General features: G+C 36.8%; 18 protein-coding genes. 14 read left to right on the forward strand and 4 right to left on the reverse strand.

Annotation, left to right across the window (positions count from 1 at the left end; genetic code table 11):
- Positions 1-372 precede the first annotated feature (372 nt).
- The 4 genes from BQ5321_RS09475 to BQ5321_RS09490 all read left to right on the forward strand — a co-directional run bounded on the left by BQ5321_RS09475 (position 373) and on the right by BQ5321_RS09490 (position 2,679).
- Entirely contained in the window at positions 373-1,161 is a 789-nt protein-coding gene (locus BQ5321_RS09475) for a hypothetical protein (RefSeq protein WP_071394260.1), read from the forward strand.
- Positions 1,162-1,166: 5 nt separating this feature from the next.
- A complete protein-coding gene (locus tag BQ5321_RS09480) occupies positions 1,167-1,625 on the forward strand; it encodes a hypothetical protein (RefSeq protein ID WP_071394261.1) in 459 nt (152 codons plus the stop codon).
- A 216-nt stretch (positions 1,626-1,841) separates the two neighbouring features.
- Positions 1,842-2,120, forward strand: coding sequence for an ArsR/SmtB family transcription factor (locus BQ5321_RS09485; RefSeq protein WP_071394262.1), 279 nt, complete (start codon positions 1,842-1,844; stop codon positions 2,118-2,120).
- Between the two features lie 172 nt (positions 2,121-2,292).
- On the forward strand, positions 2,293-2,679 hold the full coding sequence (locus BQ5321_RS09490; protein WP_071394263.1) for a VOC family protein: 387 nt from the start codon (positions 2,293-2,295) through the stop codon (positions 2,677-2,679).
- Positions 2,680-2,846: 167 nt separating this feature from the next.
- Here BQ5321_RS09490 and BQ5321_RS09495 read toward each other — a convergent pair whose 3' ends face one another.
- Positions 2,847-3,392 (reverse strand): VanZ family protein, encoded by a 546-nt coding sequence (locus BQ5321_RS09495; RefSeq protein WP_071394264.1) that lies wholly within the window; start codon positions 3,390-3,392, stop codon positions 2,847-2,849.
- A 271-nt stretch (positions 3,393-3,663) separates the two neighbouring features.
- Between BQ5321_RS09495 and BQ5321_RS09500 the strand changes: the two genes are divergently transcribed.
- The 4 genes from BQ5321_RS09500 (at position 3,664) to BQ5321_RS09515 (ending at position 8,028) form a co-directional block, all read left to right on the forward strand.
- The gene (locus tag BQ5321_RS09500) at positions 3,664-4,059 is read left to right on the forward strand and encodes a nuclear transport factor 2-like protein (protein WP_071394265.1); all 396 of its coding nucleotides are present in this window, start codon (positions 3,664-3,666) and stop codon (positions 4,057-4,059) included.
- Between the two features lie 199 nt (positions 4,060-4,258).
- A complete protein-coding gene (locus tag BQ5321_RS09505) occupies positions 4,259-5,332 on the forward strand; it encodes a GerAB/ArcD/ProY family transporter (protein ID WP_261798757.1) in 1,074 nt (357 codons plus the stop codon).
- Positions 5,322-6,872 carry a spore germination protein gene (locus tag BQ5321_RS09510; protein WP_084786721.1) on the forward strand — a complete coding sequence of 517 codons (1,551 nt, stop codon included), beginning with the start codon at positions 5,322-5,324 and terminating at the stop codon, positions 6,870-6,872. Before BQ5321_RS09505 ends, BQ5321_RS09510 begins: the two co-directional genes overlap by 11 nt.
- Complete coding sequence (locus tag BQ5321_RS09515; protein ID WP_159433416.1) at positions 6,847-8,028, forward strand: Ger(x)C family spore germination protein; 1,182 nt, start codon at positions 6,847-6,849, stop codon at positions 8,026-8,028. The genes BQ5321_RS09510 and BQ5321_RS09515 overlap by 26 nt, the downstream gene beginning before the upstream one ends.
- Here BQ5321_RS09515 and BQ5321_RS09520 read toward each other — a convergent pair.
- A complete protein-coding gene (locus BQ5321_RS09520) occupies positions 8,015-8,203 on the reverse strand; it encodes a hypothetical protein (RefSeq protein ID WP_071394267.1) in 189 nt (62 codons plus the stop codon). The two genes, BQ5321_RS09515 and BQ5321_RS09520, sit on opposite strands and share 14 nt — an antisense overlap.
- Positions 8,204-8,259: 56 nt before the next feature.
- Here BQ5321_RS09520 and BQ5321_RS09525 point away from each other — a divergent pair, with 56 nt between their 5' ends.
- From BQ5321_RS09525 to BQ5321_RS09540, 4 genes are all read left to right on the forward strand, one after another.
- Positions 8,260-8,988, forward strand: coding sequence for a MerR family transcriptional regulator (locus BQ5321_RS09525; RefSeq protein WP_071394268.1), 729 nt, complete (start codon positions 8,260-8,262; stop codon positions 8,986-8,988).
- Between the two features lie 166 nt (positions 8,989-9,154).
- Entirely contained in the window at positions 9,155-9,625 is a 471-nt protein-coding gene (trmL, locus tag BQ5321_RS09530; RefSeq protein WP_071394269.1) for a tRNA (uridine(34)/cytosine(34)/5-carboxymethylaminomethyluridine(34)-2'-O)-methyltransferase TrmL, read from the forward strand.
- A 361-nt stretch (positions 9,626-9,986) separates the two neighbouring features.
- Positions 9,987-10,472 carry a DUF4306 domain-containing protein gene (locus BQ5321_RS09535; RefSeq protein ID WP_071394270.1) on the forward strand — a complete coding sequence of 162 codons (486 nt, stop codon included), beginning with the start codon at positions 9,987-9,989 and terminating at the stop codon, positions 10,470-10,472.
- A gap of 269 nt (positions 10,473-10,741) precedes the next feature.
- The gene (locus BQ5321_RS09540) at positions 10,742-11,383 is read left to right on the forward strand and encodes a CPBP family intramembrane glutamic endopeptidase (RefSeq protein WP_071394271.1); all 642 of its coding nucleotides are present in this window, start codon (positions 10,742-10,744) and stop codon (positions 11,381-11,383) included.
- A 247-nt stretch (positions 11,384-11,630) separates the two neighbouring features.
- Here BQ5321_RS09540 and BQ5321_RS09545 read toward each other — a convergent pair whose 3' ends face one another.
- Positions 11,631-12,107, reverse strand: coding sequence for a DUF4003 family protein (locus BQ5321_RS09545; protein ID WP_159433417.1), 477 nt, complete (start codon positions 12,105-12,107; stop codon positions 11,631-11,633).
- A gap of 322 nt (positions 12,108-12,429) precedes the next feature.
- Between BQ5321_RS09545 and BQ5321_RS09550 the strand changes: the two genes are divergently transcribed.
- Together BQ5321_RS09550 and BQ5321_RS09555 are read left to right on the forward strand one after the other, a co-directional pair.
- On the forward strand, positions 12,430-12,945 hold the full coding sequence (locus tag BQ5321_RS09550) for a YehS family protein (RefSeq protein ID WP_071394273.1): 516 nt from the start codon (positions 12,430-12,432) through the stop codon (positions 12,943-12,945).
- Positions 12,946-12,990: 45 nt separating this feature from the next.
- The gene (locus BQ5321_RS09555; protein WP_071394274.1) at positions 12,991-13,389 is read left to right on the forward strand and encodes a transcriptional regulator; all 399 of its coding nucleotides are present in this window, start codon (positions 12,991-12,993) and stop codon (positions 13,387-13,389) included.
- Between the two features lie 288 nt (positions 13,390-13,677).
- Here BQ5321_RS09555 and BQ5321_RS09560 read toward each other — a convergent pair whose 3' ends face one another.
- On the reverse strand, positions 13,678-13,911 hold the full coding sequence (locus tag BQ5321_RS09560; RefSeq protein WP_071394275.1) for a hypothetical protein: 234 nt from the start codon (positions 13,909-13,911) through the stop codon (positions 13,678-13,680).
- Positions 13,912-14,038: the final 127 nt, after the last annotated feature.

Below are 14,038 nucleotides of genomic sequence, written 5' to 3' on the forward strand. Positions count from 1 at the left end.
ACCTCCACTGAATCGAAGAACTATTTGCATTCATCCCCCACTTGTAGAAGTGAGGACTTCTGTACCTGTCGCAAGCTTTCGGTACAAAAAGCATTTGCTGAATGAAGTTAAATAGTATTTTAACATAAAATGGAATGAATTTTCTTTATATTTGGAAATTTAAGGAGGGTGTAAGGTACCTTCTGGAATTTGTAAAAAACGAAGTCGTTAGGGCAGACATTATTGGTATAGTTTTGTACTCGGCATGGGTGTTATCTCTATAGTGTGAGTCCTGAGACGCACCATTCTCGCGCGGGTTAACGAATAAAGACAGGAATAAATGCATTCCAAATTTGGAAATCTATTTATAAATCGCTCCTGAAGGTGAATTAGGTGAACAACTATTCAAATGATAATACTGCCAGACGATATATAGCCCATGTTAGTATTTTTGGGTCGACGCAATTGCACTTAAGAAATCCTTATATTATTGCATGGTGGTCTGCAGCTTTCCCAGGGTTCGGGCATATGCTTTTATCAAAATATCTTCGAGGTTATGTCTTATTTATTTGGGAGGTTGTGGTTAACATTAAAGCCCATGTTAATTCTTCTATGATTTATTCTTTTCAAGGGAATATTGATATGGCAAAAGAGGTACTAGACACAAGATGGCTTCTGATGTATATTCCAGTTTACCTTTTCGGAATTTGGGATAGTTATCGGACAACCGTGGATATGAATAAGATTTATCTGTTAGCCGAGCGAGAGGAACATCGTTATAATTCCTTTGCATTAGGCGCGATAGAGGTTAATTATTTAGATAAGCGGAACCCCATCATTTCCCTTATGTGGTCATTGTTTATCCCTGGACTAGGACAACTTTATATCCATAGGATTTTAACAGCATTCTTTGTCATCATATGGTTAGTTATTTTTTATTATTATTCTCATGTCCAAGAAGCGGTTGTCCTTTTATTTTTAGGTAAAGTAGAGGAAGCAACCACGGTTATAAATCCAGAATGGCTTCTCTTTATCCCTTCACACTATGGGTTTGCCGTGTATGATTCTTATATCAATACGGTTGAGAATAACAAACTTTTTGAAAAGGACGTAAGAAAGCACTTAATCGAGAATTATCAATCGCAGGGCTTCAAAATACTAAAAGGACAAAAAGTGAAGTGATAAATATGCAGTTATTTTCAACCTTTGAAACTACAGGATTCCTAGAAATGGCCATCTCAACACTGGAAAATAGAGGGATTAAGAAAGATAGCCTATTTGCTGTCCCATTGGATAATAGAGCAGAAGAACGGAAAATTTTCGATAACTTGCATCGCTCAGATGGTACAAGCCTGATTGATATTGGAATGGGGCTTGCTACTGCTTTTTCCGTAATTGGAGCAAGTATTGGCTTCAAATTAGCGTGGGGACCCATTTATTGGGGGCTGATTAGTGCGTTTGTGGGATTTGTTGTTGGTTTTGCTATTCGGCTTTTTCTGGAATTGGTCATAAAGAAAAGGAAAAAACTCTTGAAAGGAAAACACTCTGAAGTTATCTTAATTGTTGATTGTGAAGAATCACAAGCAGAATTAGTAGAAAATATCCTTTGGAGCCATTTTGCTTTAGGAGTGGCAAAAGTAAAATGATGAGAGGTGACAGGCATCTTCCAGAAGTTTGGAAGGTGCCTGTCACCTCTTCTTTTATTCTAAATGTTATTTGAAAATCCGTTAAAGATTTCTGTAATGGTCAAACTACATATATTGACTTAAACTCATTATGGTTACATAATTTGTTTCATTTTCATGCAACTTTTTAGTTGCGTGATATTGACAAGCAACTAAATGGTTGCTTATAATAGGAATATGAAATGGGAAAAAGACACGATATTCAAAGCATTGGCTGACTCGACTCGGCGACTGATACTAGACGAACTATCCGAATGCAATGAGATGACGATGTATGAACTCACTTCACGTCTTATTATGAACCACAAACTTATCATTACTCGGCAGGGGGTAGCAAAGCATCTTTCTATATTGGAAGAGGCTGGGCTTGTTAAATCAGAACGAAAGGGGAAATATCGAGTACTTATATTCGACAACGAACCACTTAGAAACTTGCTGAAAGGGTGGATTGATTAAGAATAAGAAATAAGAATTATCTATCCTGCAGACGTTATGAAGGGAACACAAGGTGTTTGAATAGTTCAGGAAATTCGAGTATATCAATTAGATTTTTGACGAACAGGTAGTGATTCACTTACAGCATAGATTATGCATCACGCTACAGCGCAGACATTATAGGAGGAATAATATGAAAATCATCGTAACCAGTTTATTTGTTGACGATCAAGATAAGGCACTGAAATTTTATACAGAAACGCTTGGTTTTCTAATAAAGCATGACATACCAGTCGGTGAATTCAGATGGATAGCACTTGTTTCTCCGGACAATGAAGACGGTACACAGCTTCTTCTTGAACCGAATGACAATCCAGCTGCCAAAGAATATCAAAAGAAATTGCTCGAGCAAGGTATCCCAGCAACCATGTTTGGCGTCACAGATATTCGCAAAGAATACGAAAGATTATTACAACATGGTGTGAAGTTTACAATGGAGCCGACCATGATGGGAGACAACACTATAGCTGTCTTTGAAGATACATGCGGTAATCTTCTTCAAATCATTGAGCAAAAGTAAAGTTTCCAAAAGCCCTGTCCGTTTATTGGGACAGGGCTTGCTTTTTAAGCAAAATAAAGTTGGAAATGAGGGTTATATCATTTACAAGCTGCTATCGCACAATAACGAGATTCCACGTTAGACGTTTCTTAAATTCTGGTATCGTTCACCTACCTCGGTATTTGCCATTACTGTTTTTTAATCTTATCTATGTCTTTGGCCATAATCGAGGTTTTTCCAATCAACTTGCAATAAACCTTGTCATACCATTGGATGGCACCATAGCCAATCAATCCGCCAGAAGTATTCAGGAGTAAGTCATCTACATCGAAAATGCCAAGAGAAGTTAAAAGCTGTAAGCATTCAAAGCCAAAGCTTAAACCAAAGGATAGAGTCAATACGTGTATACAGGATATTCTGTTATGTTTAGACAATAAGACAAGAAAAAGACCAAATGGTATGAATACGATAATATTTCCAACCAAATTACTGAAATCTCGCCACATGGATAGGCTATGAATATTAATGAATATGGTTTTAAATGGGATGATATTACTGCTTTGAAATTGGTACATGAGATGATCAGGGTTCTCAAGATTCCTCTTTAATAGCTGCCAGAGTATGGTTAAATCCATCCACCTATACTTAAACAGTATAATTCTAATTAATCCGTACAGATAAAGGAAAAATAGTCCTGGTATGATTATTTTGTTCATTACTATCTTTTTTTTCATTATGACATCGATAGCTCCTTTTTATCCCATTTGATTATTTTTTTGGTGAGCCTTGTTATAGGTTAAGAAAAACTTTTAAAATAAAAAGTGGGGTAAATATTAAATTTTTCTTAAATATGATTTAGGATATTTTTCAATCGGGAGAAGTATTGCAGTAATGCTGCCATCATTAAGACACTATTAGTCGTTACGATGATCATATAAATTGAAAAGTCTTTTTACATAAAATTTTAGTAAGTTAGTAGTAAACCCGAAGAAGGAGGAGTTAACGATGAATTCTGAAAACATAAGGGTGGAATGTGCAGAGAATTGTGGGAACTCACCTAAAAAACAGATGCTAAAGGAGCTTAGCATTGCTTTTGTCAAAAAGGAGATTGATTTCTGTCTGAATTGTATGAGTGATGATGTGATTTGGAATATCATCGGTGATCGATTGAATCAGGGGAAGGGTGATTATGAGAAAGCACTATGGAAAATGGGAAATCGAGAGGTTCAGGAATTACATATTCACAATATCATCACGCATGGAAACGTTGGCTCTGTCAATAGCACGTTGATTTTAGACGATGAGAGAAGGATAGAACGTTGTGATGTCTATAATTTCGGCGGTTTTGGAAAAAATTCTAAAATTAAAAAAATCACTTCGTATGTGATTGAAATAGTCTAATTAGATAATAAAGAAGCAAGTAAGTGATAGAAGCCTACTGCTTCTTTTTTGTTTTTTTTAGAAAGTTACTACCATAACGGGGTTGAGTAATTTATCCTAATTTCCTTTTTACAAAGGAATATTTAACTAATCTACGCAAAGGATAATAGGAAAATAGTATTAGGGGTGTGATACCATCAATAAATATCACCTAATCTCGATTTTTCAAATCATCCTTTTACTGATTACCGCTGTAGGGATGAAAAACCATGTACTCGTGATCCCTCCATTGATTCAAACTGCGAAAAAGGATTCCTGGATAAGTGTTCTGCTAGCCATGCTCATTGCGTTTGTTTGTATATGGATGATCGTCAGCATACATAAAAAGACGAAGAAAGAGAATTTATTGAAGTGGTTAAACGAACATGTAAATAAAGGGGTCGTTGCCTTTCTAGTTGGATTGCTCTTGCTGATTTTTACCATTATGAGTGTAGTAACGCTAAGAGAAACCGTAACATGGATCAATATCTCCTTGCTTCCCAAGACACCTGAATTTGTCACGGCCATAATCCTCGGATTGGTCTGTCTTTTGACGGCTTGTACAAACCTCAAATCCATTTGTATTATTAATCAATTTCTACTCTTCTTTGTTGTGATACTTGGTTTTTTTGTCGCAACCGTCAATATGCAGCATAAAGATTTTTCCTTATTATTGCCCGTATTTGAGCATGGCTACCGCCCGATTTTGAAGGGAATTCTCTATCCTCTATCTGGATTTATTGAATTAATATTCATATTATTCATCCAAGACCAAATTAAAGAAAAGCTGCGGTTTCGCTATTTAGCCGTCACACTCTTTATTTTAACAGGCTTAACCATAGGACCTTTAGTGGGAGCGATTATTGAGTTTAGTCAAGGGGAGGCGGAAAGACTTCGTTTCCCAGCCTATGAAGAGTGGGAATTGGTAGCAATCGGGCACTTTATTGAACATATTTTCTTTTTTGTGATTTATCAGTGGTTAACAGGTGCATTTATTCGTATAACGCTGATGTTTTTCTTTATCAGAGAATTACTTTCGCTAATAAATAAAAAGGTGAACCAATTATTTTTCGCTATTTTTATTGTGGTGATCGTTTTGACCCTTTACCCAATGAATGATTTTCAATACTCCTTCATTTTATTTTATGTGTTGATTCCTTTTACAGCTATTTTCTTTATTGGATTTACGATTATCTTGTATGGATTCGTGACTTTTGCAGCAAGACATGAAAAGGGGATGAAGAATGAAGCTTAATGAATGGATAGAGAAAAGTAAGGAAAAGAAATCGAAATCTATTAACCAAATAGCAATTAGTGAAGAGAAAAAAGAAGCAACCGAACCATTTAATGTAGAGGATTTAAAAAAGATCTTTGCGAATAACTCAGATGTTGTCATTTCACCATCAAAATATGGCCAGCATGAATTGACATTCATCTATTGTTCGGGATTAGTCAAAACAGAGATGCTGTTTACAACGATTCCGATCATACTTGAGAAATTTTTTGAATGTCATCGTGACATACCTTCAGAGGCATTTATTCAGCAAAACCTCCATATTCCTTCCCTAAGAACCATTAAGAATAAAGAAAACGCCGTATCGGAAGTATTTGGAGGAAAACTATTGTTGTATTTCACGATGGTTAATACGTTCTTTATGGTTGATATCTCGGAACGACCGCAACGAAGTCCTGAGGATACAAAAGCGGAGTCAACCATTTTAGGACCGCGGGATGATTTTATTGAAGATCTGAACGTAAATTATTCTCTTATTCGAAAAAGGTTAAGAACGCCTTCTTTAGTATTTGAAGAGTTTACAGTTGGGCAACGCTCGAACACTAAGCTATTACTACTTTATATGGACGATATTGCTAGTAAGGAAATATTAAAGGAAATCAAAAAAAAAATATCGCAAATCTCGACGGACAGTTTGACAAGCCGGACTCAATTTGAAGAATTAATCAATGATCATCCCTACGATCTTTTTCCAAAGCATAAATATACAGGAAAGCCAGACTTTGCGGTAGAGAGCCTTCTGAGTGGCAGATTCGTTATCTTAATAGATGGGGTGGCTACCGCCTACATTACCCCAATCACCTTTCATGTTCTGTTTAAATCGAACGAGGACCGCGAAGTTAATTATATTTTTAGCTCATTGGAAAGATTTTTACGGGTATCTGGGTTACTCGTTTCCACCTTATTACCTGGGTTTTGGATTTCTTTGACCACCTTCCATCAGGATCAGTTACCATTAACCTTATTAGCAACAGTGGTCGAAACTAGAAGAGGTGTACCCTTTCCTGCTCCGGTAGAGGCTTTTGGCATGCTGCTGTTATTTGACCTTTTTCGTGAAGCGGGGGTGCGTTTACCGATGGCTATTGGTCAGATATTAAGTGTTGTTGGAGGATTAATTATTGGGGATGCAGCCATACGCTCCGGTCTAACCAGCCCTTCGATGCTCGTGATTATTGCCTTATCGACGGTTTCGACCTTTACCTTAATTGACCAATCTGTCATAGGGGCTATTTCCGTTATCCGATTTTTTTCGATTATTATGGGCTCTATTTTAGGCTTCTTTGGGGTATTAATGTCCTTTTTCATCCTTTTAAGTTATATGGGGAGTATTCAAGTATTTGGCGTGGCCTATTTAGATGGAATGAATGAATTCAATAGTGGCAGTTTTCTAAAAACGTTTTTTAGATTACCTCATTCTGCCCTTAAGAGTCGTCCTGAGGGGCTTAATCTTCAAGATGAAACGAGAAAGGATGATAGTGATCATAATAAAACAAAAGGGTAAATATTTCATTTTGTTCTTTTTGCTTATCGTGTTCATTTTTCCCTTAACAGGCTGTTGGGATGCCGAAGAAACGGACCGAATGGTGTATGCTCAAGGCTTAGGAATTGATTATAAAGATGGTAAATATACGGTATATGTTCAGTTAATGAATTTAAGCCTGTTAGCAAAAGCAGAATCATCAGGGGGAAATGGAATGGATATACAATCCGAAATTGGGCAAGCAACAGGAAGTTCTTTAGAGAATGCATTTTATACTTTATATGAAACAGCACAGCGCCAGATTCACTGGGGCCATCTCAATTATATTTTTTTTACAGAGAACGCTTTAAAAAGTCAGGCGCTACAGGAAATAACCGAAATAATGGATCGATATTATGAATCCCATTATCGAATGTATATCTACTCCACAAAAAATCCAATAGAAGATTTAATGAGCACCGATCCACCGATGAATATGTCTACCTATCTGACACGAATCAGTGATCCTAAGGAGGCATTTGAGCAGAATTCCCGGTTTCAACCGATTGATATGAGAGAAATGATTGTACTACACTATCAACCACCACATGAAGTGGTGATTCCTCATGCTGCGGTTAATAAAAAGGACTGGAAAGGGGATAAAGAAACTCGAAGTATTGGCATCATTAATGGAGTTTCGATCATATCGAATAATACATTGAAGGGTACTATATTAAATGGAGATGCCCAAGGTATAAGATGGATGAACCTAAAAAAATTTGAGCGAACAGGATTAAGCTTAACTCCAAAGGAGGGGGAAACAGAAGGGATTACGATTACAAAGAAAAAGATAGATATAAAACCAGTTATAGAGGACGGAAAGATTCAATTTGATGTAAAGATGGATGCGGAAGCGGTTATTTATAAGCTCGCAAGCAATATGAAGCTTTCACAATTAAGTAAAGCTGCAAAAAAAATAATTGAAAATGATATTAGGCGTACATATAGAAAAAGCTTGGAGATGGATAGTGATATTTATCGTTTGTCTGAAGTGCTATACAAAAAAGACTATCAAGCTTGGAAAAAGGTTGAGAAAGGAGGGAAAATCCCTTTACATGAGGATTCTATTAGAAAGATTGATATAGAAATTATGATTCATAATGGAGGGAAAAATCGCAAGCTACCTACATTAAAATAATCACTATTTTTGATAAATAAAGTGGAGGGGGGACTTGAGGTTCAGCCTCTTGTCCCGAAGGTGCCATTCTCCAGGCCTTCAGTCCCCAATTCATTTTTAGCGCCTGGGATATGGCAGGGATTCGATCAATCGGGTCTATTTCTCCTAAATAGCGGGCTAATATTGTATGATTCATATTGACTCTCACGTTACGGGATACTTTATAGTAACTAGTGAAGGGAGCGATTCAGGATGAAGGTCAAGGAAGTGGCTGATTTAGTCGGAATTAGTGTGCGCACACTCCACCATTATGATGAAATTGGATTATTAATCCCCGAGGAAACCACTGAGGCTGGTTATCGAGTCTATTCTGACGAGAATCTCGAAACCCTGCAGCAAATCTTATTTTTTAAAGAGCTCGGCTTCCCTTTAAAGAAAATTAAAGAAATCATTGATAGTCCGGCATTTAATCGGCAGGAGGCACTAGAAATGCAGTATCAAATGCTTCAAGAAAAAAAGCGACGGCTCGATAAAATGATACAGACTATAGAAAAAACCATTCAGTATTCAAAAGGAGAGAGACAAATGTCCAATCAAGAAAAATTCGAAGGCTTTGACTTTAGCCATAATCCTTACGAACAGGAAGCAAGAGAAAGATGGGGAGATCAAGCGGTGGATGAGGCAAATGAAAAAGCAAAAAGCATGACCGCTTTCGATCAAGAGAAATTTAATGAAATCTATCGTAATCTTGCCGCCATTCGCCATCATTCACCGAATTCCAAGGAGGCACAAGAAGGTATTCATGAATGGTATCAGTACCTAAACAAATTGGGGAACTACTCACTTGAGGCCTTCAAATCACTAGGCCAAATGTATGTTGATGACAACCGCTTCACGAAGAACATTGACCAATTTGGTGAGGGCTTAGCGAAATTCATGCGTGATGCCATGGCGGTTTATGCAGACGCACAAAAACAATAGTAGAAAAAACCTATTAAGCCTGGCTTAATAGGTTTTTTCTCTTTCTTCAACCCTTTCCATTGATAAAACAACCAGTACCGTAAGTGAAAAAGACAATACAGTCCCTATCATATGCATGCAGTATGCTATAATACGGAAGGATAAATAAAGCTAGAGGTGAGCATTCTTGGCCATACATGTTGTACTATATCAACCAGATATTCCATCAAATACCATTAATATTGCCCTGACCTGCGCTGCGACGGATACAGCCCTGCATTTAATTCGGCCGCTAGGCTTTTCAACCGATGAAGAAATGATCAAAAAAGCAGGCATCGATTACTGGGACTCGGTTAAATTAAAGTATTATGACTCATTGGAAGAATTTTTTTCGAAAAATAAAGGTGAGTTTTACTATATTGAGACTTTCGGTGAAAAAACACATTCAGGCTTTGACTTCAGTGATACATCAAAGGATCATTATTTTATGTTCGGAAAAGAAACAACCGGCTTACCAATGGATTTGCTGGAAAATAATAAAGATCATTTCCTAAGAATCCCGATGAATGAGCATGTTCGCTCCCTGAACCTTTCCAATACAGCCGCGATTTTGGTCTATGAGGCATTAAGACAGCAGGGGTATCCGAATTTAACCTAAAGATGATGATTAAAAATTGGATTATGTCCAGTAAGAAAACTCTTCCTTATTGTAAGGGAGAGTTTTTTGTTATGAAAAAAATGGATGGTGCCTGTCGCGTTTCGCTAAAAATCCGTTCCTTTTTGTCAGTAAAAGCAAAACGAATCCCGGTTGGCTAAGGAAGGATTTCTCAACAAAACGAAGAATTGTAGTACAGAACGAAAATGCAAATGGCGGGCCTAGCAATCTATTTATCAAGGTTAATGTTAGGAATAGCTTGCTTTGATGCCTTTAGATGTGGAGACGGAATGAAGCTTATGGAAAATCAGCCAGAATACAACAAAAAAAGGTTGTTAATTCCTATATAGGGAGGTTATTTTTCATGCTGCGATATCTCTTTCAATTCTGTACGGCCTTTGCTGTTTTTTTATTTTCCTTTCTTGCCGCATGGTATGAAGGGAGTGCGCTCCTCAATCATCCTTCGGAATGGCGCTCCTCGACACCGATTACCCAGCTTATGTATGGACATGTTCAACAATCCAGTGAGATTTTACAATGGGACTTTTTCGTTTACGCTGCCAAATACCGGCCGACCTTTCCGATGATCATGACCGTGAGCGGTCTCTATTTGCTCCTATTAATAGGAAATCTGATTTTTAGAAAGGTGCGGAGATGGTTTGCCTATTATCTGTTTTTGATAAGCGCAGTATTATTCACGCTTAGTTATTTCAGCTTTGAAACCGCAACAGTAGGCGGTCAAAAAATGTTCATCCTATTCGCAGCCTGTGGGTCACTTTGCTTGATAACGGGACTCATCATCTATTTGCTGGTCACAGTGAGGATGAAGAGGATGATGAAGACGGAATAAAGCTGGGGCTTTTCACACTTTGTGAGAAGCTTTTTTTCTTGCTAGCTAGACCTCATATTGGTTGATTTTCTTCCTTTTCTATTTACATCAATGATAAAAGCGGTTTTATCAATCCCTCCATCAGAATTGGTTTTAAATACGGAATAGTATAAAAAGTCAAGAATAGGACACAGCCAATGGAAGAGAAAAGTAATAAAATAATAATAGATAATTGGTTCTATGCTAGATTGTACGCATTACAGTCTAATTGAAATCGGGAGGGAAAGGCTATGCAAAATATAAATAGGATGTCCTTAACCGTAATGAGTATCATGGTGGTTTTATCATTTACTAATTTCTTTGGAGTAAAAATCGCTGGAGCAGCCGTAATGATAGGTGTAATCTTCTTTTTTATTAATAAGGCTTATGAGAAACAGCCGATTAGCGACAGTGGACTTGATGTAAAGGCGATTGGGACCAATTTAAAAAGTAGAAGTATTTGGTTTTGGATGGCACTGCCTATTATCATGGATGCTATCAGTATTAGCATCTCAAAATTATTTTTACCTGAGTACATCGATCATGTCCTTGCTAGAACGGAGATTTTTGTATCCTTTGATAAGGTCATTATACTAGTATTTCAGCTTATCATTCTTGCATTAGGAGAAGAAATAGCTTGGCGGGCATTTTTCCAAAAGCAGTTAAACAAAGTTTTGCCTATTGTGCCAACACTCCTCCTTTCGTCACTGTTATTTGCTTTCGGACATATTACAGAGGGAAATACCTTCATTGTGGTCTATGATATCTTTTTTGTATTTATAAACAGTGTTTTATATGGTGTTATTTTTTATAAAACCAATAATGCGTGGGTGAGCGGTATATCCCATTTTCTAGCCAATTTATTTAGTGTCATCATTTTAGTATTCCTTTGATATAGGTGCGGTGCTAGTTGTATAACTATGTGTAGTACATCACTAATTATGTTTAAATGATTTATCGGCAATCTATAAAATCTAAGTGAAAAGACGGAAAAGAATTTCGCCAATTGTCTCGAAAAACATGTATAGGGGCAGTTTTGCTATGCCTAATCGGAAAAACTTCACCTATTATCCCCAAAACGAGCTCTACTCTGCATCTAACCGAATAATTTTCGCTTATTATACTTTCGCTAATTCTTAATTAGGACATGCCTGCATATTTAAGAAAAATGGGACGGTGTTCCATTCTACTGAAATATTCACAACCGTCCCAGCCTATCACACTAATTTGTCGTTGAAATATTCCTTTGAGTCGGCTTACCTCTGTATCTTCTTCCATTAGCATGGCCGCCATATAAGTGTGCATGGAAGATTGGAAGCCTTTCTCTTTGAGTGCTTTGTAGTTACGATGTAAACGATCGATTTCATGGTCATAATGATTCGTTTTTATATAGATTAATCCTGCAATTGAAAAAGTAATCAATCTTAATGGGGAAAACGCAGACGAGCTTTTTTTCACCTTTTCGATTACATTTTTAAAATCGGTCCCATTTATTCGTTTACCTTTTGCCGTACACTGTGCCGCGGTCATCATAACGAGTCGTTGATCTATCCATTTACCACCAGATTGTCGTAGTATTTCTATATTCTCCTGAAATAGAGCAATATCCATCATCATCACTCCAATATTGAATAGTCTTGATATCTTTATTACGGATAATAGAGTAAAAAGGTTTCTATAACTATGCCACCTTTCTAACAAAGAAGGAAATATTTTCACTGAATTAATTATTATGAAACCTGTGATGACTAAATAATTCTTCATACGGTAGGAATATAAGCTACTAAGTTACACGATGAATTTCCTCCGTGATACCGATAGCAAATTTCCGCTATTCGTTAACAAATGAAGTGGACAAGAAGGGTCTTTTGTGAGTATGCTTGAACACGGTACAAATAAAATGAAACTTCAAGAAGGCAACGTTATGGGAGGATTTTAGATGGATAATAATGATATATTAATTAGATTAAGATATGCCCTAGATATCAAAAATACTGATATGGTAGAGATATTTAAGCTTGGTGGTATTGAATTAACAAAAGAAGAAGTGCTTAAAGTGCTGACAAAATCAAAAGACAGTGATGAGGAAGCTGATTTTGATTATGATTTAAATGAAAATGAAGAACATATCAAATGTGATGATCACATGCTAGAGTCATTTTTAAATGGATTGATTATTTTTAAAAGAGGAAAGCAAGATCCTAAACCAGGTCAGCCGGCACAGTCTATTAAGAGCCATGAGCATGTTAATAATCTCCTCTTAAAGAGAGTAAAAATTGCGCTGTCATTAACAAGTGAAGATATGCTCGATATTTTAGCGGATGCAGGGGCAATCCTAACTAAAGGGGAATTAGGTGCTGTCTTAAGAAAAGCAGGGCATAGAAATTATAAAGTGTGCGGTGATCGCTACGCTAGAAATTTCTTGAAAGGTTTAGCCATAAGATTCAGGGGATAGGGGTCAATAAAGCATGAATAATGACTGAGAAAGGATGGATAAAGTATGGAAACGGTAGTGATTGAGAAAGATATCAATGTCTATTGTGTAACGGCAAAATCCTTTCCAGACGGGATTCTGGATGCTCATAAGCAGCTGCATGGGTTGCTTCCTTCAAAGGAAAGAAAATTCTTCGGTCTATCCCGTCCGGAAAACGGGACGATAATCTACAAAGCAGCCGCTGAAGTTTTGGCAGAGGACAATCTTGATGTAGAAACATATGTCATTAAAAAGGGTCACTATAGATGTATAACCGTATTGAATTTTATGAAAGACCATCAGGGCATTGGTCGTGCATTTAGTGAATTAACCTCAGACCCTGACATTGATCCAAATGGATATTGTCTCGAGTATTATTATAATGATGAAGATGTTACATGTATGGTGCGATTAAAAGATAGGTAGCGGGTATGAATTTGAAATCCGAACCTATCATATACTCCTTATGATAAAAAAGGCCCGGTTACTAAACCGAGCCTTGTTCGCATCTTATCTGTCCTTATAGGCAGACCTTCATTCATTTTGTAGAATGGCTGCTTTTTTCCTCACATTCAGCAGGAGCACCACCAATTAATGGCCCAATATAAGGAATGATATTGGTTACTGCTACGATTAATGCCATGACGAGAGGTTAAGGCAAATCGATAATAAGATACCAAATAAAGGAAAGAACTCCTACAACAAATGCAACGGTCACCTGTCCTTGTATATAAAGGTGTAGAATAATAAAAACGGTACAGAAACAAAGATAATGGCAAGATTGGACATTAATCCGATAAAATTGGAAATTCCTCCAATTACTCGGTTCGGAATTGTGTGAGAGAATTCAAGTAGCTTTTGTTTTCCCGTTTCAATCAGCTCTTCTTGGTCCTCTTGAATCGAAATAAATTCAGATGAATTAGAAACATAGTCAATGATCTGAGTCATTTTGTTCACATACATTGGCAATGCATTGTAAAGATAATATATAAGTCCAAGAAAATGAATAAGAAAAGGCATTCCATAAACAAAAAAAGGGAATGTCTTTTTTATTTCTGTCTATGTTGATGATGCG

The sequence above is a fragment of the Bacillus tuaregi genome, assembly GCF_900104575.1.
In the GTDB taxonomy this organism is placed as follows: Bacteria; Bacillota; Bacilli; order Bacillales; family Cytobacillaceae; genus Bacillus_BD; species Bacillus_BD tuaregi.